The sequence below is a fragment of the Luteimonas marina genome (assembly GCF_007859325.1).
Classification (GTDB): domain Bacteria; phylum Pseudomonadota; class Gammaproteobacteria; order Xanthomonadales; family Xanthomonadaceae; genus Luteimonas; species Luteimonas marina.
On record NZ_VOHK01000001.1, the window covers coordinates 380,767 to 400,838 of the forward strand.

22 protein-coding genes and 1 tRNA gene are annotated in these 20,072 nt (G+C 67.2%); 18 read left to right on the top strand and 5 right to left on the bottom strand.

The window, feature by feature from the left end; genetic code table 11:
* The first annotated feature begins 126 nt into the window (after window positions 1–126).
* From FQY83_RS01800 to FQY83_RS01815, 4 genes are read left to right on the top strand one after another with little or no spacing between them, the layout of a single operon-like run.
* Window positions 127–387 (top strand): hypothetical protein, encoded by a 261-nt coding sequence (locus FQY83_RS01800; protein ID WP_116325689.1) that lies wholly within the window; start codon window positions 127–129, stop codon window positions 385–387.
* Window positions 384–1,460 carry a DUF262 domain-containing protein gene (locus FQY83_RS01805; protein ID WP_024892184.1) on the top strand — a complete coding sequence of 359 codons (1,077 nt, stop codon included), beginning with the start codon at window positions 384–386 and terminating at the stop codon, window positions 1,458–1,460. Before FQY83_RS01800 ends, FQY83_RS01805 begins: the two co-directional genes overlap by 4 nt.
* The gene (locus tag FQY83_RS01810) at window positions 1,461–2,198 is read left to right on the top strand and encodes an MAE_28990/MAE_18760 family HEPN-like nuclease (RefSeq protein WP_029528721.1); all 738 of its coding nucleotides are present in this window, start codon (window positions 1,461–1,463) and stop codon (window positions 2,196–2,198) included.
* On the top strand, window positions 2,195–3,253 hold the full coding sequence (locus FQY83_RS01815; RefSeq protein WP_029528722.1) for a DNA cytosine methyltransferase: 1,059 nt from the start codon (window positions 2,195–2,197) through the stop codon (window positions 3,251–3,253). The genes FQY83_RS01810 and FQY83_RS01815 overlap by 4 nt, the downstream gene beginning before the upstream one ends.
* On the opposite strand, the gene FQY83_RS01820 is transcribed toward FQY83_RS01815, so the two are convergent.
* The 4 genes from FQY83_RS01820 to FQY83_RS01835 form a co-directional block, all read right to left on the bottom strand.
* The gene (locus FQY83_RS01820; protein WP_201769615.1) at window positions 3,207–3,617 is read right to left on the bottom strand and encodes a very short patch repair endonuclease; all 411 of its coding nucleotides are present in this window, start codon (window positions 3,615–3,617) and stop codon (window positions 3,207–3,209) included. The genes FQY83_RS01815 and FQY83_RS01820 overlap by 47 nt on opposite strands.
* A gap of 108 nt (window positions 3,618–3,725) precedes the next feature.
* Window positions 3,726–4,796, bottom strand: coding sequence for a PDDEXK nuclease domain-containing protein (locus tag FQY83_RS01825; protein ID WP_024892183.1), 1,071 nt, complete (start codon window positions 4,794–4,796; stop codon window positions 3,726–3,728).
* A complete protein-coding gene (locus FQY83_RS01830; protein WP_425478543.1) occupies window positions 4,793–6,028 on the bottom strand; it encodes a tyrosine-type recombinase/integrase in 1,236 nt (411 codons plus the stop codon). Before FQY83_RS01830 ends, FQY83_RS01825 begins: the two co-directional genes overlap by 4 nt.
* A 233-nt stretch (window positions 6,029–6,261) precedes the next feature.
* Window positions 6,262–6,474 carry a hypothetical protein gene (locus FQY83_RS01835; protein WP_146384479.1) on the bottom strand — a complete coding sequence of 71 codons (213 nt, stop codon included), beginning with the start codon at window positions 6,472–6,474 and terminating at the stop codon, window positions 6,262–6,264.
* A 296-nt stretch (window positions 6,475–6,770) separates the two neighbouring features.
* Here FQY83_RS01835 and FQY83_RS01840 point away from each other — a divergent pair, with 296 nt between their 5' ends.
* Together FQY83_RS01840 and FQY83_RS01845 are read left to right on the top strand one after the other, a co-directional pair.
* Window positions 6,771–7,085, top strand: coding sequence for a hypothetical protein (locus FQY83_RS01840; protein ID WP_146384481.1), 315 nt, complete (start codon window positions 6,771–6,773; stop codon window positions 7,083–7,085).
* Between the two features lie 63 nt (window positions 7,086–7,148).
* Window positions 7,149–7,225, top strand: a tRNA-Pro gene (locus tag FQY83_RS01845).
* Window positions 7,226–7,409: 184 nt separating this feature from the next.
* On the opposite strand, the gene FQY83_RS01850 is transcribed toward FQY83_RS01845, so the two are convergent.
* Complete coding sequence (locus FQY83_RS01850) at window positions 7,410–8,150, bottom strand: Crp/Fnr family transcriptional regulator (protein WP_238333369.1); 741 nt, start codon at window positions 8,148–8,150, stop codon at window positions 7,410–7,412.
* 230 nt (window positions 8,151–8,380) lie between these two features.
* On the opposite strand from FQY83_RS01850, the gene hisS reads away from it, so the two are divergent.
* From hisS to hisIE, 12 genes are all read left to right on the top strand, one after another.
* Complete coding sequence (hisS, locus tag FQY83_RS01855; RefSeq protein ID WP_146384483.1) at window positions 8,381–9,778, top strand: histidine--tRNA ligase; 1,398 nt, start codon at window positions 8,381–8,383, stop codon at window positions 9,776–9,778.
* Window positions 9,779–9,927: 149 nt separating this feature from the next.
* Entirely contained in the window at window positions 9,928–11,811 is a 1,884-nt protein-coding gene (locus FQY83_RS01860; RefSeq protein ID WP_146384485.1) for an HAL/PAL/TAL family ammonia-lyase, read from the top strand.
* Between the two features lie 14 nt (window positions 11,812–11,825).
* Window positions 11,826–12,200, top strand: coding sequence for a hypothetical protein (locus FQY83_RS01865; RefSeq protein WP_146384487.1), 375 nt, complete (start codon window positions 11,826–11,828; stop codon window positions 12,198–12,200).
* A gap of 228 nt (window positions 12,201–12,428) precedes the next feature.
* The gene (locus FQY83_RS01870; protein WP_146384489.1) at window positions 12,429–12,755 is read left to right on the top strand and encodes a YerC/YecD family TrpR-related protein; all 327 of its coding nucleotides are present in this window, start codon (window positions 12,429–12,431) and stop codon (window positions 12,753–12,755) included.
* An 11-nt stretch (window positions 12,756–12,766) separates the two neighbouring features.
* A complete protein-coding gene (gene hisG / locus FQY83_RS01875; RefSeq protein WP_146384491.1) occupies window positions 12,767–13,681 on the top strand; it encodes an ATP phosphoribosyltransferase in 915 nt (304 codons plus the stop codon).
* 8 nt (window positions 13,682–13,689) lie between these two features.
* Window positions 13,690–15,027 carry a histidinol dehydrogenase gene (hisD, locus tag FQY83_RS01880; protein WP_146385303.1) on the top strand — a complete coding sequence of 446 codons (1,338 nt, stop codon included), beginning with the start codon at window positions 13,690–13,692 and terminating at the stop codon, window positions 15,025–15,027.
* Complete coding sequence (gene hisC / locus FQY83_RS01885; RefSeq protein ID WP_146384493.1) at window positions 15,024–16,160, top strand: histidinol-phosphate transaminase; 1,137 nt, start codon at window positions 15,024–15,026, stop codon at window positions 16,158–16,160. The genes hisD and hisC overlap by 4 nt, the downstream gene beginning before the upstream one ends.
* Window positions 16,160–17,236 carry a bifunctional histidinol-phosphatase/imidazoleglycerol-phosphate dehydratase HisB gene (gene hisB / locus FQY83_RS01890; protein WP_146384495.1) on the top strand — a complete coding sequence of 359 codons (1,077 nt, stop codon included), beginning with the start codon at window positions 16,160–16,162 and terminating at the stop codon, window positions 17,234–17,236. Before hisC ends, hisB begins: the two co-directional genes overlap by 1 nt.
* The gene (gene hisH / locus FQY83_RS01895; RefSeq protein ID WP_146384497.1) at window positions 17,233–17,841 is read left to right on the top strand and encodes an imidazole glycerol phosphate synthase subunit HisH; all 609 of its coding nucleotides are present in this window, start codon (window positions 17,233–17,235) and stop codon (window positions 17,839–17,841) included. The genes hisB and hisH overlap by 4 nt, the downstream gene beginning before the upstream one ends.
* On the top strand, window positions 17,838–18,599 hold the full coding sequence (gene hisA, locus FQY83_RS01900) for a 1-(5-phosphoribosyl)-5-[(5-phosphoribosylamino)methylideneamino]imidazole-4-carboxamide isomerase (protein WP_146384499.1): 762 nt from the start codon (window positions 17,838–17,840) through the stop codon (window positions 18,597–18,599). The genes hisH and hisA overlap by 4 nt, the downstream gene beginning before the upstream one ends.
* On the top strand, window positions 18,599–19,372 hold the full coding sequence (gene hisF / locus FQY83_RS01905; RefSeq protein WP_146384501.1) for an imidazole glycerol phosphate synthase subunit HisF: 774 nt from the start codon (window positions 18,599–18,601) through the stop codon (window positions 19,370–19,372). Before hisA ends, hisF begins: the two co-directional genes overlap by 1 nt.
* Window positions 19,365–19,988, top strand: a complete 624-nt coding sequence (hisIE, locus tag FQY83_RS01910; protein ID WP_146384503.1) for a bifunctional phosphoribosyl-AMP cyclohydrolase/phosphoribosyl-ATP diphosphatase HisIE — start codon at window positions 19,365–19,367, stop codon at window positions 19,986–19,988. Before hisF ends, hisIE begins: the two co-directional genes overlap by 8 nt.
* Window positions 19,989–20,072 lie beyond the last annotated feature (84 nt).

The window sequence follows — 20,072 nt, forward strand, 5'->3', positions numbered from 1 at the left end:
TGCAGCGGGGGGAGCTTTCCTGCCCAACGATGAGCTGCTACCGCCATTGGCGAGAAGCCTTAGTTGGCTCTATGAGGCTCTGCGGTAGCCCTCGTGGAAAGTTCGACACTGTGGTATCGTGTTAACATGAAAACATCCATGGCGGTCGAATTACCCATGAATGCAAGGCCAAGACCACGCGCCACGACCACGGGCACCCTCGTCGGAACTCGCTTTCAGGCGACTTTGCTCGAAGCCATCGACAGTTGGCGCAAAGAGCAGGACGATCTACCGACAAGGCCTGAAGCCGTGAGGCGACTGGTCGAATTGGGGATGACGCATGACACGAACCCCTCCGCAGAGGCATCGGGACGGCGCGCCAAGCAGAACCCGGACGAGAAGACATGAAAAAGCAGAAAGAACTGGTGCTCATCAAGTCCGAGGGCGAGATCGCACAAGCCGAAGCTCAGATCGTCGAGCTTTCCAAGCGGATCGAGTTCTATTTGACGGAGTATTCCGTCGAACTCTTGGCCAACAAAATGAGCAAGGGCGAGTTTGTCGTTCCTGCGTATCAACGTGAATACACCTGGGAACACGATCGCAAATCGCGCTTCATCGAATCACTGATCTTGGGTCTTCCCATTCCATTCCTTTTCTTCTGGGAAATGCCGAATGGAAAGCTGGAGATCGTGGATGGCTCGCAGCGACTGCGATCGATCGAGGAGTTCGTACTCGGCGACCTTCGGCTCGGTGAACTGCAAAGCCTGACGGCATTGTCTGGCTTCAAGTTCTCCGATCTTCCCGAATCCCGTCAGAGGAAGATCAACAATCGCTCGATACGCGGCATCGTGCTCAACGAACATGCCGATGAGCAGGCTCGCTTCGACATGTTCGAGCGGATCAACACGGGCAGCAAGATCGCCAACATGGCAGAAGTCCGCCGTGGTGCTCTTGCTGGCCCGTTCATGGATCTCATCATCGAACTCTCGGTGCTTCCGAAGTTCGTTGCTCTCGCACCTGTATCCAAGAAGGATTTGGACGAGCGTGAGCATGAAGAACTCGTGGCTCGCTTCTTCGCCTATAGCGATGGATTGGAGGGGTACAAGGATCGTCCCTCGGAGTTCATCTTCAACTATGTCAAGAAGATGAATGTCGAAGCAGCCAATGATCCGGCGTTGACCGATCGTTACCGTGCGCGGTTCCAGGAGGCCATCGACTTCATCGAACGGGTGTTCCCGTATGGATTCCGCAGGAATCCAAAAGGAAAGGCCACTCCCAGAGCTAGGTTCGAAGCCATTGCCGTGGGATCGCGCCTCGCTCTCGACGAGCGCCCCGGCCTTGTCGGCGGCGACATTGAGGACGTAACGCCGTGGCTGACCAGTGACGACTTTACGAAAGTCACTGGTTCGGACGGTGCCAATGCCATCGCGCGCCTGCGGGAGCGTACAGGCTTCGTGCGAAATCGACTGCTGGGTGAGTGAATGAGCAGCAACCTAGCCATCGGATTCCAAGAGCGGTTGGCCGAAGTCGAGGCGTATCTGGAGTTCCTTTCGACCATGGAAGCCCAGGCCCAAGAAGGGCCGCCACGGATCGCAGGCGCAGAACATCCAATTACCACCCAACAACAACGAATCCTCTATTCGAGCGTGTACTTGCAGTTGTACAACCTTGTCGAAGCAACGATGTCCCGCTGCATCGAAGCAGTTTCTGAAGCTGCCAAAGAGAATGCGCAATGGAAACCTGGTGACCTGAGCGATTCGATGAGGCGCGAGTGGGTGCGCGTGACTGCTCGCACACATGTCGAATTGGCGCCGGAAAATCGACTGGAGAGTGCATTGCGCCTTTGCGAGCATCTGGTGGCTTCATTGCCGATCAGCGCCTTCGACATCGAAAAAGGAGGCGGTGGCAATTGGGACGACTTCGAGATCGAAGCATTCAGTAAGCGATTAGGCTTCCAATTGGTCGTGAGTCAGCCCGTCTATAGCGCCATCAAACAACCTTTCCGGGACGACCTGGGGCCGCTCGCTTTGGTGAAGCAACTGAGGAATCGTCTCGCGCACGGATCCATCTCGTTCGCACAGTGCGCTGAAGATGTCACTGTCGGACGGCTCGTCGAACTGAAGGATAGAACCGTCAATTACCTGAGAGAAGTCGTGGATTGCTTCACCAGATACATCGATAGCTTTGAATATCTCCTTCCGGAGAGGCGCCCTGCATGAGTCGCAACCAAAAGAATATGCCCCGAATCGTGGGGGTCGATCTCTTCTGCGGTGTGGGCGGCCTGACTCACGGCCTCGTTCGTGGCGGCATCCAGGTAGCCGCAGGGATCGATATCGACCCGAGTTGCAAATTTCCCTTCGAGGCGAACAATTCCGCCTCGTTTATCGAGTGCGATGTCGGGAAGCTGAAAGCCGACGACATCGCGCCCTTCTATGAGGGCGCTGACTTCACATTGCTCGCGGGGTGTGCACCATGCCAACCGTTCTCCACCTACAGCCGTAGCGGAAGGAATAGCGAGTATGAATCGCAGTGGCCGTTGGTGTCCTCCTTCGGCCGTTTGGTCAAGAAGGTCAAGCCTGATCTGGTGACCATGGAGAATGTCCCACAACTCGCGGATCACCCGGTCTTCCAACAGTTCCTCAAGAGCCTTTCCGGCTACAAGAAGTGGTGGCAGGTCGTGGAATGCTCGTCGATCGGTATTCCGCAGACTCGGAAGCGTCTAGTGCTGCTTGCGTCGAGACTTGGCAGCGATGGTCTGGAACTTTCGCAGGATCAGGTTCGGACGATGACTGTGCGCGAGACTATCGGCTCACTTCCCCCGATCAAGGCTGGCGAGCGTGATCCCCAAGACGAATTGCACACCGCTTCCTCTCTGAGTCCTTTGAACCTGTCGAGGATTCGCGTGTCCCGCCCCGGAGGGACGTGGCGAGATTGGCCTGAAGAGTTGCAGGCATCGTGTCATCGGAAGGATACCGGCGCCACCTATCCAAGCGTCTACGGACGGATGGAATGGGATCGACCCGCTCCGACTATCACCACGCAATGTTTTGGATACGGCAACGGACGGTTCGGGCATCCAGAGCAGGATCGCGCCATTTCGCTCCGAGAGGCGGCAATGCTTCAAACGTTCCCGGAGTCCTACGCATTCGCCCCGCCTGGCGCTCCGATCAAGTTCAACAAGATGGGGCGACTGATCGGAAATGCCGTGCCCGTTCGGCTTGGGGAAGTCATCGCTCGTTCGCTCGTTGGGCACGTGCAGGCTCACGTGCACTGATCTGCTGCAATTGGGAGCGTATCAGCGCAATAGCATCGTCCACGGTGACATGCTCCCAAATGCGAAGTACCTGCCATCCGGCGCTCGTCAATCTTGAATCGGTGTCGAGGTCGCGGGCTTTGTTGGTGGCGATCTTGTCCTTCCACCATTCCTGATTGGTCTTGGGCGTCGTGGCGTGGATGGGACATCCGTGCCAGAAGCATCCATCGCAGAAGACCGCCAAGCGCCATTTGGTGAATGCGATGTCGATGCTTCTCTTCGTGCCAGGAATTGCATAGTGGATGCGGAACCTTAGACCTTGGCGATGCAACGCCGAGCGCAATTCGCGCTCGCGCGGATTGTCCTTTCCGCGTGTGCGAGCCATTCGGCGGCTAACGGCACTGGAGGGTACTGGCATCGATCGCGACATCTTTTCAGGTTATACCTCCGTAGATCAATACGAGGAATGGGCTAGGGATCGAGAGCGCCGGATTCAAGAGTCTGTTCTGCTCGATTGCCGTTGCTCGATCTGTAGTTGAGCCCTCTGCGTTGCTCGTTGCAATCGCTCCACCAGCAGTGCACGCGGCGGCAATGCGGTCAGGTACTCGGCAACGTGGATGCCCGACTTGTCCAGTTCCAGCAACTCGATCTGCTCGCGCTTCTTGCCGGTGCAAAGGATGATGCCCAGTGGCGAGGCTTCCTCCGGCTCCCGTTCGTGCTTGTCCAGCCAGCGCAAGTAAAGCTCCATCTGCCCTTTAAAGGCGGCCTTGAACTCGCCGATCTTCAATTCCACAGCCACCAGTCGCCGCAGCTTGCGGTTGTAGAACAGCAGATCGAGGTGGAAATCCTCGTCGTCGATCTGGATGCGCTTCTGCCGGGCGAGGAAGGAAAAGCCCGCACCCAGTTCTAGCAGGAAGGATTCCATCTCGCGGATGATGGCCGCCTCCAGGTCGCCCTCCTGCCAAGTATCGCGCAGCCCCAGAAAGTCGAGGATGTACGGGTCGCGCATGACCAACGCGGGCGACATGCGCTGTGCATCGCGCAGGGTGGCCAGTTCCTGCGCGATCGTCTCGCCCGGCTTCTTGGACAGCACGGTGCGCTCGTACAGCATCGAGTCGATACGCTCGCGCAGCGTCCGCACGCTCCAGCGTTCGGCACTCGCCATCTGCGCATAGTAGTCCCGCTGGAGCGGGTCTTTCAGCGGAATCAGGGCGATGAAGTGTGTCCAGCTCAATTGTCGTATCAGTGATACGACAATTCGCTCGTCCGGGTAGGCTGCGGCGAACTGCACCATCCGGCGCAGATTCTTGACCGAAAAGCTGCTGCCGTATTCCCTCACCAGTTGCGCCGCCAAGGTCAGCACGACTTCCTCGCCGTAGTCGGCCCGACGGCCCTCCAAGACCTGCGTATGGATGCGCTGACCGATGCGCCAGTAGAGCATCGTCAGTTCGCTATTCACCGCCGAAGCGGCACGCTTGCGCGCCGCTTCGATCAGCGCCCGAATGTCGCCCAGAAGCGCCGTCGGCGCTCCGGGTGACGTGATGGATGTCCTGCGCTTGATCATGCCAGTGCCTCCGCCGTTTGGCGCGCCCCGGTGATCGCCAGCCGCCGGCTGGCCACCAGTTCGGCCGCATCGCGCACCGGCTTGTCCTCGGTGTGGACGTAGTGCATGAACATCGCCACGGTCTTGTGCCCCGTCAGCGCCATGCCGACCTTGGTGGGCACGCCTGAATTGGCAATGTCGGTGGTCGATCGGTGGCGGATGCCGTGCGTGCCGACGTGCGGCACGCCGGCGGCCTTGAGCACGCGCTTCCAGCCGCCGTAGTGCTCGCCAAAGGTCAGGTGCCGGGTCGGGTCGTAGGGCGACGGCAGGACATAGGGGCAACCCTCCCGGCGCGGCGCGGTGGACAGCAGCCGATAGGCTTCCTCGCTCATGGGCTTAGAAATGCCGCCGGTCTTGCTGTCGGGCCAGACGACGCGCCGCTTCTCCAGGTCGATCCACTCCCATTCGAGCGGGCAGATTTCGGAGCGGCGGGCGGCGAACTCGAATTGCAAGCGGATCGCCAGAGGGATGACGTAGTTCTCCAGTCCTTCCGCCTCCAGCGTCTCCAACTGGCGGAAGATCCGCACCAGTTCATCGTCCACGATGAGCCGGGTTTCCTTGCCGGGCGGGAACATCGGGACGTGGCGGCACGGATTCGTCCCGTCCGGGCGCAGCCCCCAAACTTCGGCCAGATTGAACATCTTGCGCAGCACGCCGAAGGTGCGGTTGGCCTCGGCCGGCTTGTGAGCCAGCTTCTTCATCAGCGCGGCCACGTCCGGGCGCTTCACGTCCTGCACCTTCATCTTGCCCATGATCGGGACGATGCAACGGTCGATGACGCCCTGATAGCCGCGCTGGGTGCTGGGCTTGTTGCGCTGCTTGGAGTAGTCCTCCATGAAGGTGGTGCAATACTCCTTCATGGTCGGTGCCTTGCGGGCGGCGGCCTTGGCGGCGCTCGGATCGCCACCCCGGCGCACCTCGGCCAGCCACTCCTGCGCCATGACGCGGGCCTGTTCCACGGTCAGTTCGCCGTACAGGCCCAGGGCGGGCTTGCGGCGCTCGCCGGCGTTCGTGCGGTACTGGAGCATGAACACCTTGCGGCCGGCCGGGGTGATCTTGCAGAGGAAGCCGGGAACCACGGTATCCCGCAGTTCGACGGCCTGCGCCTGGGGCTTCGCCGCATCGACGGCGGACTTGGTGAGTTTGATTCTTGCCATGATGACTCCTCGGAAACCGCGGATTCCAAGAGCCACATGGGAGCCACGCGACCGGAAGCCGGGTCAAGTTTCGGAAAGCACCGGTATATGTTGAACTCGCCTAAGTGGTTGATAAACCTTCTGTATCTAACCCTGGCGTAGTCCAGCGAATTGCGATGCTGGAGTCATCGTGAAACAAAAAAAGACCGGCGCGAAACCGGTCATCAGACGATGCGATCGATGCTGGAGAGAGACGCAGTCTTCGCCGCGTGCGTGAAAAGGGCCGGCGATCAGCCGAAGGCGGCCACGGTCTCGACGATGCCGTCATCGTTCTGCGCTTCGACCGTCGTCGCCGTGCCGTGGTTGAGGTTGCGCGCGTCGGCCATCAGCCTGGCGATCTCCAGCCCCTTGTCGCGCTCCGGGAACCAGAACACCGGGTGGCCGTCGTCCAGCAGTTGCCAGCCTCCGGCGTTGTGGATCAGTCGCAGGGTGGAAGCGGCCATGGCGTGCTCCTGGGAAAAGAGGCGCCCCGGCCCAGCATCTGACTTGCTCAAGGTCACGGCCTGGCTCCGTTGCTGAGCGGCATCCGCTGCCAGTTGCATCGGCCGGGCTGCCGGGGCGGGAACAGTGTCCCCGGACGGGCGGTGCGGCGCAGTCGGCCAAGTCAGCTTCGGCGTGTAGGAATTTCCCTACATCCAGCGCCGGGCCGGTTATGCTCCATCACTGCAGCGGAACGGGTGGCCTGTGGCCGTTGCCGCCATGCAAGCCGCAGGCCGGAACGATCACGGAGGGCAAGGCCATGAGGCCGATTCGATGGACACGGGTTCCCGGCGCGCGTTGGTGGCTGCCGGCGTCCAGCCTCCTGCTCGCGGGATGCCTGGCGACGCCGGGGCCGCAGGTGCAGGGCAGCGGTCGCTGCGACGACAGCGCGCTGGGCTGGGCCGTCGGCCAGCCGGCGGACGAGGCCACCCTGCGGCGCCTGTCGAGGGAAAGCGGCGCCGGCCTGGTCAATCCCGTCGGGCCGGACAGCGTCAGCCGCGGCGACCGGCGCGACGACCGTCTTCGCGTCTACCTCGACGCCGCCAACCTCATCCAGGCGGCGCGCTGCGAGTAGAAGTCGCGGGGAGGCCTTGCCTGAAGGCATGGGGAGTCCCTAAAATAGGCGGCTAGCCCAAGTCGGGGTGTAGCTCAGCCTGGTAGAGCGCTACGTTCGGGACGTAGAAGTCGCAGGTTCAAATCCTGTCTCCCCGACCAATCGATTCAGTGGGTCATGACGAAGCCGCCTCCGGGCGGTTTTTTCGTGTCCTGGGATCGGCCGTCCGGGGATCTGGGGGGCGCGACGTGACAGGTATCCGGAAGGCCGTCGGCGCGCCGATTCCGGTGCCATCCGCCCGGCTGCGGCGCGGAGGCCCGATAGGGCATCCGGCATGGGGGCGGATCAGTAGCGCAGCGCCGAAGCCAGCTCGGACAGGGCGTCGTGGTCGAGGATCTCGACGTGCTGCGGGTCGGGCAGGGCGATCACGCCCTGTTCGCGCAGGCGGGTGAAGCTGCGGCTGACGGTTTCGACGGTGAGGCCGAGATGGTCGGCGATGTCGCCGCGGCCCATTGGCAGCGCGATCCGCGGATCGTCGTCGCGGACCTTCATCTGCTTGCGCAGGCGCAGCAGGAAGCTGGCCAGCCGCTCCAGCGGCGACAGGCGGGCGAGCAGCAGCATGGCGTCGTGCGCGTCGTCGAGGTCGCGGCAGGCGCGGTCGAGCAGGGTGTGCTCGAAGCCGGGGAAGCGCTCGCGCAGGTCGCGGATGCCGTCCAGTTCGAACGCGCACACCCGGCTAGGCACGACTGCCTCGATGCTGTGGCGATGGAGCGTGGATTCCGACAGGCCGACGAAATGCCCCGGCAGCGCGAAGGCGACCACCTGGCGGCGGGCGTCGGGCAGCGTCCGCACCAACCGCAGCATGCCGCTGGTGACGCTGTAGGCGTGGCGGCAGGGCTGGCCCGTCCGCGCGAGTTCGCCGTTGGCCGGCAGCTCCACGGACGACGCGTACTGTTCCAGCACGTCGATCTCCGGCATGGGCAGGGACGCGCAGACCGCGAGGTCGCGCACCGCGCAGCGTGCGCAGTCGAGCGGGACGACGGCGCGTGAATGGTGCCTGCAGCGGGCGAGGTTCTGGCTGGACATTCGGGCTGTACTCGCGAGAGGCCATCATAGCGCCGGGGGTGGCCGCGTGCGGTGGAAAAAATGTCCCACCCCCGGCCGCGCCTGCCGACGTCGCGAAAGCGAAGGAAAGCAGGCCGCAATGGCGTGAAAGCGGCGGCGTTGCGGCGCGTTCGACGCGAGCCTGCGCGCCGGGGGACGCCGCCAGGCGGGTAGAATGCGCAAATCCTCCCCGCCGATTCCGCTGCCCAGGCATGATCAAGCCCAGAACCCCTCCCGGCGTCATGGAACTGCTGCCGCGCGACCAGATCGCGTTCCAGCGCATGCTCGACACGATCCGCCGGATTTTCGAGGGCTTCGGCTTCCTGCCGGTCGAGACGCCGGTGTTCGAGCTGTCGGAGGTGCTGCTGACCAAGTCCGGCGGCGAGACCGAGCGCCAGGTGTATTTCGCGCAGTCCACCGGCGCGCTGGGCAAGCTTGCCGAAAGCGGCGCGTCCGAAGGCCTGCCCGAACTGGCGCTGCGCTTCGACCTGACGGTGCCGCTGGCGCGCTACGTGGCCGAGCACGAGCACGAACTGGCGTTCCCGTTCCGTCGCTACCAGATGCAGCGCGTGTATCGCGGCGAGCGCGCCCAGCGCGGGCGCTTCCGCGAGTTCTACCAGTGCGACATCGACGTGATCGGCAAGGACGCGCTGTCTCCGCGCCACGATGCCGAGGTGCCGGCGGTGATCCACGCGGTGTTCGACGCGCTCGACATCGGCGACTTCACCATCCAGTTCAACCACCGCAAGCTGCTGCGCGGCTACTTCGAGGGCCAGGGCATCGCCGCCGAGGCGCAGGTGCCGGTGCTGCGCGAGGTCGACAAGCTCGACAAGCGCGGCGAGGAGGCCGTGCGCGCGACGCTGGCGGGCGAGGGCTTCGGGCTGGCATCCGGGGTGATCGACCGGCTGATGGCGTTCTCGCGCGTGCGCTCGACCGGCCACGACGATGCGCTGGCGAAGCTCGACGCGCTCGGCGCCGGCACGCCGCTGTTCGAGGAAGGGCGCGCCGAACTGCGCGAGGTGCTGCACCGGCTGCGCGCGCTCGGCGTGCCGGAATCGCGCTACGCGATCAACCTCTCGATCGCGCGCGGGCTCGACTACTACACCGGCATCGTCTACGAGACCACGCTGGACGCGCATCCGGGCATCGGCTCGATCTGCTCGGGTGGGCGCTACGACAACCTCGCCAGCCACTACACCAAGTCGAAGCTGCCGGGCGTGGGCATCTCGATCGGGCTGACGCGGCTGTTCTGGCAGCTGCGCGAGGCGGGCCTGATCGAAACCGCCGACAGCTCGGTCGACGTGCTGGTGACGCTGTTCGACGACGCCGGACTCGACCATGCGCTGGGGCTGTCGCAGCAGCTGCGCGCGGCCGGGCTCAACGTCGAGACGCAGCTGGAGCCGCGCAAGCTGGGCAAGCAGATGCAGTACGCCGATCGCGCCGGCATCCGCTTCGTGGTGATCCGCGGCGACGACGAGGCGGCGAAGGGCGTGGTCGCGGTCAAGGACCTGCGCCGCGGCGAGCAGTTCGAGGTGGCCGACGCGGATCTTGCGCGCACGCTGCTGGTCGAGCGCGAGCAGTGGCGGGCGCTGGGCAAGGGCGGCGGCTAGTTCCGGGAGGTCTGGACGATGCGCCGAACCATGGCCTGTCATTCCGAAAGCAGTGAGGAATCTTCTTTCCGCGTCCGGGAACAAGAGATTCCTCACTGCGTTCGGAATGACGGGGAGCGTGCAATCGGAACGATGATGGCGGCCCACAGATGAAACCAGTTCTCCTCGACGGCAAATCGCTCACCCGCGACCAGTTGGTGATGGTCGCGCATGGCGCCAAGGTCAGGCTCGACGAGGCCGCGCTGCGCGACGTCGCGCGCGCCGCCGACTTCCTTGCCGAGCAGGTGCGGCGCGAGGAGCCGATCTATGGCGTCTCCACCGGCTTCGGCAGCAATGCCGACAAGCTGCTCGGCGCGCATCCGCTGCGCGACGAACTGCCCGGCGCGGCGAAATCCGGCCGCTCGCTGCACGAGGAACTGCAGTACAACCTGATCGTGACCCACGCCGTCTGCGTCGGCGAACCGCTGGCGGCCGACGTGGTGCGCGCGATGCTCTGCATCCGCGTCAACACCCTGCTCAAGGGCCATTCCGGCATCCGCGTGCAGACGCTGCAGGCGCTGACCGACCTGCTCAACGCCGGCATCGTGCCGGTGGTGCCGGCGCTGGGCTCGGTCGGCGCCTCGGGCGACCTCGCGCCGCTGTCGCACCTGGCCATCGTGCTGCTCGGTGGCGGCGAGGCGTTCTACGGCGGCGAGCGGATTCCGGGCGCCGAGGCGCTGAAGGCCGCCGGACTGGCGCCGGTCTCGCTCTCGTACAAGGAAGGCCTGGCGCTGAACAACGGCACCGCGCAGATGCTCGCCACCGGCGTACTGGCGCTGCACCGGCTCGACCGGCTGCTGGAAACCGCCGACCTCGCCGCGGCGATGACCATCGACGCCTTCGCCGGCCGCCTGGGCGCGTTCGCGGAAGAGGTGCACGCGCTGCGCCCGCACCCCGGGCAGGTGCGCACCGCCGCGCACCTGCGCGAGCTGCTCGAAGGCTCGACGCTGGCCGACATTCCCTACCACCTGGTGCCGAAGTTCCGCTCGTGGCTGCCGTCGAGCTGGGACACGCCGGAGGCGCAGCGGCTGAGTTTCGACATCGGCTGGGACTGGGTGCCGGCCGACCAGCGCCATGGCCGCGAGAAGTTCTACGCGCGCTTCAAGCCTTTCCGCGGCGGCAAGAAGCACCAGCCGCAGGACAGCTACTCGCTGCGCTGCATCCCGCAGGTGCACGGCGCCGTGCGCGACGCGGTGGAGCACGCGCGGCGCGTGTTCGACATCGAGCTCAACGCGGTCACCGACAACCCGCTGGTGTTCCCCGACAAACAGGCCGAGCACGTCGAGGAGCAGGTGATTTCCGCCGGCCACTTCCACGGCATGCCGCTGGCGCTGGCGATGAGCGCGGTCAAGGCCGCGATCCCGGTGCTGGCCTCGATCAGCGAGCGCCGGCTCAACAAGCTGGTCGACCCGGCCACCAGCGACGGCCTGCCCGCGTTCCTGATCGGCAACGAGGACGGCACCGAGTCCGGCTTCATGATCGTGCAGTACACCGCCGCGGCGATCGTCAACGACCTCGCCACGCGCGCGCACCCGGCCAGCGTCTATTCGATCCCGACCAGTGCCAACGCCGAGGACCACGTGTCGATGGGCACCAACGAGGCGAGGCACGTGCTGGCGATGGCCGACGACCTGGGCAAGGTGCTGGCGCTGGAGCTGTACACCGCCGCGCAGGCGCTGGATTTCCGCCTCGACATGATCAACGCCGCGCGCGACCTCGCCGACCGTGCCGATGCCGCCGCGCTTGCGGCCAAGGTGCAGGGCGCGGCCGAGGGCAGCCCGCTGCGCGCAGGTTTCCTCGGCGAAGTGGAGGCGCTGCGCGCCGAACTCGCCGCCGCCGAGCCGTTCCATCCGGGCAAGGCGGTCGCCGCCGCGCATGCCGCGATCCGCGAACGCATCCCGTTCCTCGACCGCGACCGTGCGCTGGACGGCGAGGTCGCCGCCGCGGTCGCGCTAGTGGCCGACGGCAGCCTGCTGGCGGCGATCGGCCGCTGATCGGGCAGGGGGGGATGAACCTGCCGCTGCACTTCGGTTGGCTGGGCGTATTCGAAGCGGCCTTGATCGCGGTCATCGTCGGCGTGCTGTGCTTCGCGTTCTGGCGCTGGCTGTGCCGGCGCACCGGCTGGGGCGAGGCGCGCGCCATCGGCTGGGCCTGCGTCAGCGCCGTCGTCATCGCCGCCGGCATCGACAGCTGGAACCTGTTCTACATGGGCGTGGTCAAGCTGGAGTCGCCGCTGTACGCGCGGATCGCGCTGTCGAAGATGCACGATCCGGATTTCGTCGGGACGCGCGTGTTCCTCGAATGGGCCGGGGCGCTGTGCGGTGTGGTACTGGCGTGGACGCTGTTCCGGGGGCGCGGGGCCGGGGAAGGCGCGGAGCCCTGACGGGCGGCAGCGGGTCCTGCTTCGTTCGGTTGGCGCGCCGCCGCCGCATGCTTCACCCCGTTTTTGGGGGCGACCAGGCTCCTTCATCCGATCCCGGGAAAAAACGGGCCGTCATCCCCGCGAAGGCGGGGATCCAGCGACTTTGGTTTCCAACGACGGGGGATTCCCGGGCAGGCAGGCTCCCACCTGCTTGACTAATGTAATAACGCGCTATTACATTATGCCATCATGAAGCAGCGCACCGAACCCCTGCCGGACTCCGACGTCGACGCCTCCTTCCGGGCGCTGGCGAAGGCGCTTGCGGGGCTGGAGCGCGTCGACGACGTGGCCGCGTTCCTGCAGGATCTGTGCACCCCGGCCGAACTCGAGGCGATGGCCGACCGCTGGCGCGTGGTGCCGCTGCTGCTGCAGGGCGTGCCGTATCGCGAGATCCACGAGCGCACCCTGGTCAGCGTGACCACCATCGGCCGCGTCGCGCGCACGCTCGAACATGGCGCCGGCGGCTATGCGGCGGCGGTGAAACGCCAATTTCCCCGGCTCGCCACGAGCCACTGAAGGACCCTTCGATGAGCCCCTCGGCCGTTCCCGCGGCGCGCGACCGCCTGCGCATCGCCATCCAGAAATCCGGACGCCTCGGCGAGCCGGCGCGCGCGCTGCTGGCCTCCTGCGGTCTGTCCTGGCGCGAAAGCCGCGACAAGCTGTTCTGCTACGGCGAAACCCTGCCGGTGGACCTGCTGCTGGTGCGCGACGACGACATCCCCGGCCTGCTCGCCGACGGCGTCTGCGACTACGGTATCGTCGGCCGCAACGTGCTGGAGGAGTTCGCGGCCGAGCGCGCCGGCGGGGGCAAGCCGGCGGTGTCGAAAGAGATCCGGCCGCTCGGCTTCGGCGGCTGCCGGCTCGACATCGCCGTGCCCGACGCCTGGGAGTGGGAAGGGCCGCAGCAGCTGCAGGGCAAGCGCATCGCCACCAGCTATCCCGGCCTGCTGGCGAAGTGGCTGGCCGAGCAGCAGGTCGAGGCTGGCGTGGTGATGCTGTCGGGCTCGGTCGAGATCGCGCCGCGCCTGGGCCAGGCCGACGTGATCTGCGACCTCGTCTCCAGCGGCGCGACCCTGGTCGCGAACCAGCTCAAGCCCGCGGTGACGATCATGCAGAGCGAGGCGGTGCTGGCCGGTCCGCTGCAGCCGTTCTCCGACATCCGCGGCGAGCTGGCGCAGATGCTGCTGCGGCGCCTGGACGGCGTGCTGCGGCTCAAGGACAGCCGGCTGCTGATGTTCCAGGCGCAGCGCAAGGAGGTGCCGGCGCTGCTGGAACTGCTGCCCGACGCCGAACAGCCGACGCTGCTGCAGGTCGACGGCGCCGACACCCTGGCGCTGCAGGCGCTGTGCCACGGCGCGATGACCTGGCAGCGGCTGGAGGACCTCAAGCGCGCGGGCGCGCGCGGGCTGATGGTGCTGCCGGTCGAGAGGATGCTGGCGTGAGCGGGCGGCTGGCGCAGCGTCTCGAATGGGCATCGCTCGACGCCGGCGCGCGCGATGCGGCCCTGCAGCGGCCGGTTCAATCGGTCGCGGGCACGACGCGCGAGTCCGTCAGGGTATTGATCGACGAGGTGCGCGGCCGCGGCGACGCGGCGCTGCGCGAGATCAGCGAGCGTTTCGACGGCGTCGCGCCAGACTCGTTCGAGGTGACTGCCGAAGAATTCTCCGCCGCGGAAGAGGCCGTTCCCGCCGCGCTGAAGGCCGCGATGCGCGATGCGGCGGCGCGCATCGAATGCTTCCACCGCGCCGGCATGGCGGCGCCGTACGCCGTCGAAACCGCGCCGGGCGTGGTCTGCGAGCGCGTCGTGCGCGCGATCCCGCGCGTGGGCCTGTACGTGCCCGCCGGCAGCGCGCCGCTGCCTTCGACCGCGCTGATGCTGGGCGTGCCGGCGAAGCTCGCCGGCTGCCGCGAGGTGGTGCTGTGCACACCGCCGCGCCGGGACGGCAGCGCCGATCCGGCGGTGCTGGTCGCCGCGCGCATGACCGGCGTGCACCGCGTGTTCAAGCTCGGCGGCGCGCAGGCGATCGCGGCGATGGCGTTCGGCACCGGCAGCGTGCCGCGCTGCGCCAAGCTGTTCGGGCCGGGCAACAGCTACGTCACCGAGGCCAAGCAGCAGGTCGCGCAGGCGGGCGTCGCCGCGATCGACATGCCGGCGGGGCCTTCGGAAGTGCTGGTGATCGCCGACGAGGGCGCGGACGCGGCCTTCGTCGCCGCCGACCTGCTGTCGCAGGCCGAGCACGGACCGGACTCGCAGGTGCTGCTGCTCAGCGACAGCGCCGGGCTGCTGGACCGGGTGGAGCGCGAACTCGAAGCGCAGCTGGCCGCGTTGCCGCGGGCGGAGATCGCGCGACAGGCGCTGTCGCGCTCGCGCCTGGTGCTCACGGGCACGCTGGACGAGGCGTTCGACATCAGCAACGCCTATGCGCCCGAGCACCTGATCCTTGCGCTGCGCGAACCGCGCGGCTGGCTGGATCGCGTGGAGGCGGCCGGCTCGGTGTTCCTCGGCGACTTCACGCCCGAGGCGCTCGGCGACTACTGCAGCGGCACCAACCACGTGCTGCCGACCAACGGTGCGGCGCGCGCGTACAGCGGCGTGAGCGTGTCGAGCTTCCAGAATTTCGTCAGCGTGCAGGGCGCGAGCGCCGAAGGCATCGCCGGCATTGGCCGCTGCGCGGTGACGCTGGCCGAGGCCGAAGGGCTCGAAGCGCACGCGAACGCGGTACGCCTGCGGCTGGACAAGGCGGCCCCGGAGGCGTCCACGCCCCGGCGCGGCTCGGGGGAGCCGTGAGCGACGTACTGGCCCTGGTGCGCGAGGACCTGCGCGGTTTCGCCGGCTACAGCTCCGCGCGCAGCGAGACGCTGGACGGCGAGATCTGGCTCAACGCCAATGAATCGGCGTGGGCGAACGCGGCCGACGACGGTGCGTCGTGCCGTCGCTATCCCGATCCGCAGCCCGCCGCGCTGCGTGAAGCGCTGGCCGACCTGTACGGCGTCGCGCCACAGCACCTGCTGATCGGTCGCGGCAGCGACGAAGCCATCGACCTGCTGGTCCGCGCCACCTGCACTCCCGGTCGAGACGCCGTGCTGGTCACGCCGCCGGTGTTCGGCATGTACGCGGTGAGCGCGCGGCTGCAGGCTGCGCCGCTGGTGGAGGTGCCGCTGCTGGACGACGCCGACGCCGGGCTCGTCCCGGATTTCGCCGCGATCGGTGAAGCAGCGATCGCGCACGGCGCGAAGCTGGTGTTCCTGTGCTCGCCCTCGAACCCGGGCGGCGCGGCGATCGCGCCCGACGACATCGCTGCGCTGGCGCGCCGGCTCGACGGCCGTGCGATCGTGGTCGTCGACGAGGCCTACGGCGAGTTCTCGGAAGTCGCCTCGGCGACGACCCTGCTGGATGCGCACGCGAACCTGGTGGTGCTGCGCACGCTGTCGAAGGCGCATGCGCTGGCGGCAGCTCGCATCGGCGTCGCGATCGGCGATCCGGCGCTGGTCGAGGTGCTGCGCCGCTGCCAGGCGCCGTATCCGCTGCCGGCGCCGAGCGTCGCGCTGGGCGTGGCGGGCCTGTCCGCGAAGGCGCGCGCGGCCACCGCGGAGCGCGTGGAGATCGTCCGGCGCGAACGCACGCGGCTGCAGCAGGCGCTGCGCGAGCTGCCGGGCGTGCTGCGCGTCTACCCGTCGCAGGCCAATTTCCTGCTGGTGCGCTTTGGCGACGCCGAGGCCGTATTCCGCGCGCTTTTGGCCGCCGGCATCGTGGTGCGCGACCAGCGCGCCGCCCGCGGCCTCGGTGACGCCCTGCGCATCACCATCGGCACACCCGAACAGAACCACCGTGTCCTCTCCGTACTCGCCGCTCTGAGCCCCTCCCCCGCGTGCGGGGGAGGGGGTGGGGTGGGGGCCACCGCTCGCGCAGGAGGCGCATGATGGCCACGAAAATCCTCTTCGTCGACCGCGACGGCACCCTGATCGAGGAACCGGCCGACTTCCAGATCGACGCCTACGACAAGCTGCGCTTCGTGCGCGGCGTGATCCCGGCGATGCTGAAGCTGCGCGATGCCGGCTTCGAGTTCGTGATCGTCAGCAACCAGGATGGGCTGGGCACGGACGCCTATCCGCGCGAAACCTTCGACGGCCCGAACAACCTCATGCTGCAGGTGTTCGAAAGCCAGGGCATCGTCTTCCGCGAAGTGTTGATCGACGACAGCTGGCCGCAGGACAACAAACCCACGCGCAAACCCGGACTGGGCCTGGTGCAGCACTACCTGCGCGATCGCGGCATCGACCTCGACCACTCGGCGATGGTCGGCGACCGCGAAACGGATATCCAGTTCGCGGACAACCTAGGCATCCGCGGCTTCCAGCTGAAGACGCAGCAGTTCGGCGGCGAGTGGGACTGGGCCGGCATCGCGCACGAACTGGCCGATGCGCCGCGTCGCGCGGTGGTGCAGCGGAACACGAAGGAAACGCGGATCACCGTCGAACTCGATCTCGACCGCAGCGCCGACGCCGAGGTCTCGACCGGCCTGCCGTTCTTCGACCACATGCTTGACCAGATCGGCAAGCACGGCGGCATCGCGCTGAAGGTGCGCGCCGAGGGCGACCTGCACATCGACGAGCACCACACCATCGAGGACACCGGCATCGCGCTGGGACAGGCGCTGCGCGAAGCGCTGGGCGACAAGCGCGGCATCGCGCGCTACGGCTTCACCCTGCCGATGGACGAGACGCTGGCCAGCGCGGCGCTGGATTTCAGCGGCCGGCCCTACCTGGTGTTCGACGGCGGGTTCAAACGCGAGCGCGTCGGCGACATGCCGACAGAACTGGTCGAGCATTTCTTCCGCTCGGTCTGCGATGCGGCCGCGCTGAACCTCAACCTGAAGATCGAGGGCGACAACGACCATCACAAGGTCGAGGCCTGCTTCAAGGCCTTCGCGCGCGCCCTGCGCATGGCAGTCAGGCGCGAAGGCGCCGAACTTCCGAGCACCAAGGGGATGCTGTGATGCGGCTGGCCCTGGTCGATGCCGGCGGCGCCAACATCGGCTCGGTGCGCTACGCGCTGCAGCGGCTCGGCGTGGAAGCGCAGCTCACCGCGGATGCCGGGGCCATCCGCGGCGCGGACCGCGTCATCCTGCCCGGCGTGAGCACCGCGGCGACGGTGATGCGGCGCCTGCGCGAACTCGACCTGGTCGAGACCCTGCGCACGCTGCGCCAGCCACTGCTCGGCGTCTGCGTCGGCATGCAGTTGCTGTTCGAGCACTCCGAAGAGGACGACACGCCCTGCCTGGGCCTGCTGCCCGGACAGGTGCGGCGCCTGCCGACCGACGCGGGCATCCGCGTGCCGCACATGGGCTGGAACCGGCTGCGGCTGCGGCTGCGCGGTAGTGACCGACTGCTCGACGGTTTCGATGACGGCGAACACGCCTATTTCGTGCACAGCTACGCCGCGGCGGTGACATCCGACTGCATCGCCTCTACCGACCACGGCGGCGAGTTCGCCGCCGTCGTGCGTCGCGGCAACGTGATGGGCGCGCAGTTCCATCCCGAGCGCTCCGCCGCGGCCGGCGCGCGGCTGCTGCGCAATTTCCTGACGATGGAACCGGCATGACCACCGACGCCTTCACCCTCTATCCCGCGATCGACGTACGCAACGGCCGCATCGTGCGCCTCGCGCAGGGCGACTACGCCCAGGAAACCCGCTACGGCGACGATCCGCTGGCGCTGGCGCGGGCCTACGCGGAGCAGGGCGCGCAGTGGCTGCACCTGGTCGACCTCGACGCGGCGCGCGCCGGCGGCTACACCCTGCTGGATCTGGTGCGCGACATTTCCGGCGCCACCGGACTCAAGGTGCAGACCGGCGGCGGCGTGCGCTCGCGCGATGACGTGCAGCGCATCCTCGATGCCGGAGCGTCGCGCGTGGTCGTCGGTTCGCTCGCCGTGCGGGAAGCCGACGAGGCCTGCGGCTGGATCGACGCCTTCGGCAACGAACGCGTCACCGTCGCGCTCGATACCCGCCAGGACCGAGAAGGCATCTGGCGTTTGCCGGTGCATGGCTGGACGGAAACCGCGGCCGGCACCCTGCAGGACATGGCCCGGCGCTATGCCGAACACGGCCTGCGCCACCTGCTATGCACCGACATCACCCGCGACGGCATGATGACCGGGCCGAACCTGGCGCTGTACCGGCTGCTGTCCGAGGCGGTGCCCGGGCTGGAGCTGCAGGCCTCCGGCGGCGTGCGCGACCTCGACGACGTGCTGCAGGCGCAGGCGCAGGGCTGCGCGGGCATCGTGCTCGGACGCTCGCTGCTCGAGGGCCGGCTGCAGCTGCCCGAGGCGCTGGGGCGCACCGCGGACGGGGCGCGCTGATGCTGGCGCGCCGCATCATTCCCTGCCTGGACGTGCGCGACGGCCGCGTGGTCAAGGGCGTGCGCTTCCGCGACCACGTCGACATGGGCGACATCGTCGAACTGGCATTGCGCTATCGCGACGAGGGCGCGGACGAACTGGTGTTCTACGACATCGGCGCGAGTCCGCAGCAGCGATCGGTCGATCGCGGCTGGGTCGAGCGCGTCTCGGCGAGCATCGACATTCCGTTCTGCGTCGCTGGCGGCATCCGCGATGTCGGGACCGCGCGTGCGGTGCTGCACGCCGGCGCGGACAAGATCTCGATCAATTCGCCGGCGCTGGAGCGACCGGCCCTGATCTCCGAACTGGCCGACGCCTTCGGCGTGCAGTGCGTGGTGGTCGGCATCGACTCGATCCGGGAAGCCGACGGCGAATGGCGGGTGCGCACGAACACGGGCGATCCGGACCGCATGCGCGCGCCGTCGGTGCGTACCCTCGACTGGGTGGTCGAGGCGCAGCGCCTGGGCGCCGGCGAGATCGTGCTCAACTGCATGGACAGCGACGGCGTGCGCAATGGCTACGACCTGGCGCAGCTGCGCGAGGTCCGAAACCTGTGCAAGGTGCCGCTGGTGGCGTCGGGCGGGGCAGGGGAACCGGCACACTTCGCCGAGGTGTTCCGCGAGGCCGACGTCGACGGTGCGCTGGCGGCCAGCGTGTTCCACAGCGGCAGGATCCGGATTCCCGGGCTGAAGCGGTTCCTGCGCGAACAAGAAGTGGAGGTGCGCGATGAGTGAAACGACTCCACCAGTTGCCGGAGATGCGCTGTCCGCGCTCGACTGGCGCAAGGGCGACGGCCTGCTGCCGGCGATCGTGCAGGACGCGCGCACCCTGCGCGTGCTGATGCTGGGCTACATGAATGCCGAAGCGCTGCAGGCGACGCTGTCGTCGCGGCGCGTGACCTTCTTCAGCCGCAGCAAGGGCCGGCTGTGGACCAAGGGCGAATCGTCGGGCCATTTCCTGGATCTCGTCTCGGTGGACGTGGACTGCGACGGCGACACGCTGCTGCTGCTGGCGCACCCGCAGGGATCGACCTGCCACCTGCAGCGCGAGAGCTGCTTCCCCGAGGCGCCCGGCTCGACGCTGGCCGAGCTTTCGCGCCTGGTCGAGCTGCGCGCCGTCGAGCGGCCGCAAGGCAGCTACACCACGAAGCTGTTCGACGGCGGCGTGCGCCGGATCGCGCAGAAGGTCGGCGAGGAGGGCGTGGAGACCGCGCTCGCGGCCGTAGCCGAGGACGACGATGCCCTGCTGGGCGAGGGCGCCGACCTGCTGTTCCACCTGCTGGTGCTGCTGCGCGCGCGCGGGCTGGGGCTGGAAGACGTCGAGGCGAAGCTGCGCACGCGGCGGCGCTGATCGGTTGCAGGCCTGTCATCCCGAGCGCAGCGAGGGATCTTGTTCGACTGGACGGGAAGCAGATCCCTCGCTGCGCCCGGGATG

Excerpts from the sequence above, each read along its gene's own strand:
- hisF (WP_146384501.1), top strand. The coding sequence starts at position 18,599 with ATGCTGGCGCGCCGCATCATTCCCTGCCTGGACGTGCGCGACGGCCGC.
- FQY83_RS01840 (WP_146384481.1), top strand. The coding sequence starts at position 6,771 with ATGAGGCCGATTCGATGGACACGGGTTCCCGGCGCGCGTTGGTGGCTG.
- FQY83_RS01815 (WP_029528722.1), top strand. The coding sequence starts at position 2,195 with ATGAGTCGCAACCAAAAGAATATGCCCCGAATCGTGGGGGTCGATCTC.
- FQY83_RS01835 (WP_146384479.1), bottom strand. The coding sequence starts at position 6,474 with ATGGCCGCTTCCACCCTGCGACTGATCCACAACGCCGGAGGCTGGCAA.
- FQY83_RS01865 (WP_146384487.1), top strand. The coding sequence starts at position 11,826 with ATGAACCTGCCGCTGCACTTCGGTTGGCTGGGCGTATTCGAAGCGGCC.
- FQY83_RS01820 (WP_201769615.1), bottom strand. The coding sequence starts at position 3,617 with ATGGCTCGCACACGCGGAAAGGACAATCCGCGCGAGCGCGAATTGCGC.
- FQY83_RS01800 (WP_116325689.1), top strand. The coding sequence starts at position 127 with ATGAAAACATCCATGGCGGTCGAATTACCCATGAATGCAAGGCCAAGA.
- FQY83_RS01860 (WP_146384485.1), top strand. The coding sequence starts at position 9,928 with ATGAAACCAGTTCTCCTCGACGGCAAATCGCTCACCCGCGACCAGTTG.
- FQY83_RS01825 (WP_024892183.1), bottom strand. The coding sequence starts at position 4,796 with ATGATCAAGCGCAGGACATCCATCACGTCACCCGGAGCGCCGACGGCG.
- hisA (WP_146384499.1), top strand. The coding sequence starts at position 17,838 with ATGACCACCGACGCCTTCACCCTCTATCCCGCGATCGACGTACGCAAC.
- FQY83_RS01805 (WP_024892184.1), top strand. The coding sequence starts at position 384 with ATGAAAAAGCAGAAAGAACTGGTGCTCATCAAGTCCGAGGGCGAGATC.
- hisG (WP_146384491.1), top strand. The coding sequence starts at position 12,767 with ATGAGCCCCTCGGCCGTTCCCGCGGCGCGCGACCGCCTGCGCATCGCC.
- hisB (WP_146384495.1), top strand. The coding sequence starts at position 16,160 with ATGGCCACGAAAATCCTCTTCGTCGACCGCGACGGCACCCTGATCGAG.
- hisIE (WP_146384503.1), top strand. The coding sequence starts at position 19,365 with ATGAGTGAAACGACTCCACCAGTTGCCGGAGATGCGCTGTCCGCGCTC.
- FQY83_RS01870 (WP_146384489.1), top strand. The coding sequence starts at position 12,429 with ATGAAGCAGCGCACCGAACCCCTGCCGGACTCCGACGTCGACGCCTCC.
- hisS (WP_146384483.1), top strand. The coding sequence starts at position 8,381 with ATGATCAAGCCCAGAACCCCTCCCGGCGTCATGGAACTGCTGCCGCGC.
- FQY83_RS01850 (WP_238333369.1), bottom strand. The coding sequence starts at position 8,150 with ATGTCCAGCCAGAACCTCGCCCGCTGCAGGCACCATTCACGCGCCGTC.
- FQY83_RS01810 (WP_029528721.1), top strand. The coding sequence starts at position 1,461 with ATGAGCAGCAACCTAGCCATCGGATTCCAAGAGCGGTTGGCCGAAGTC.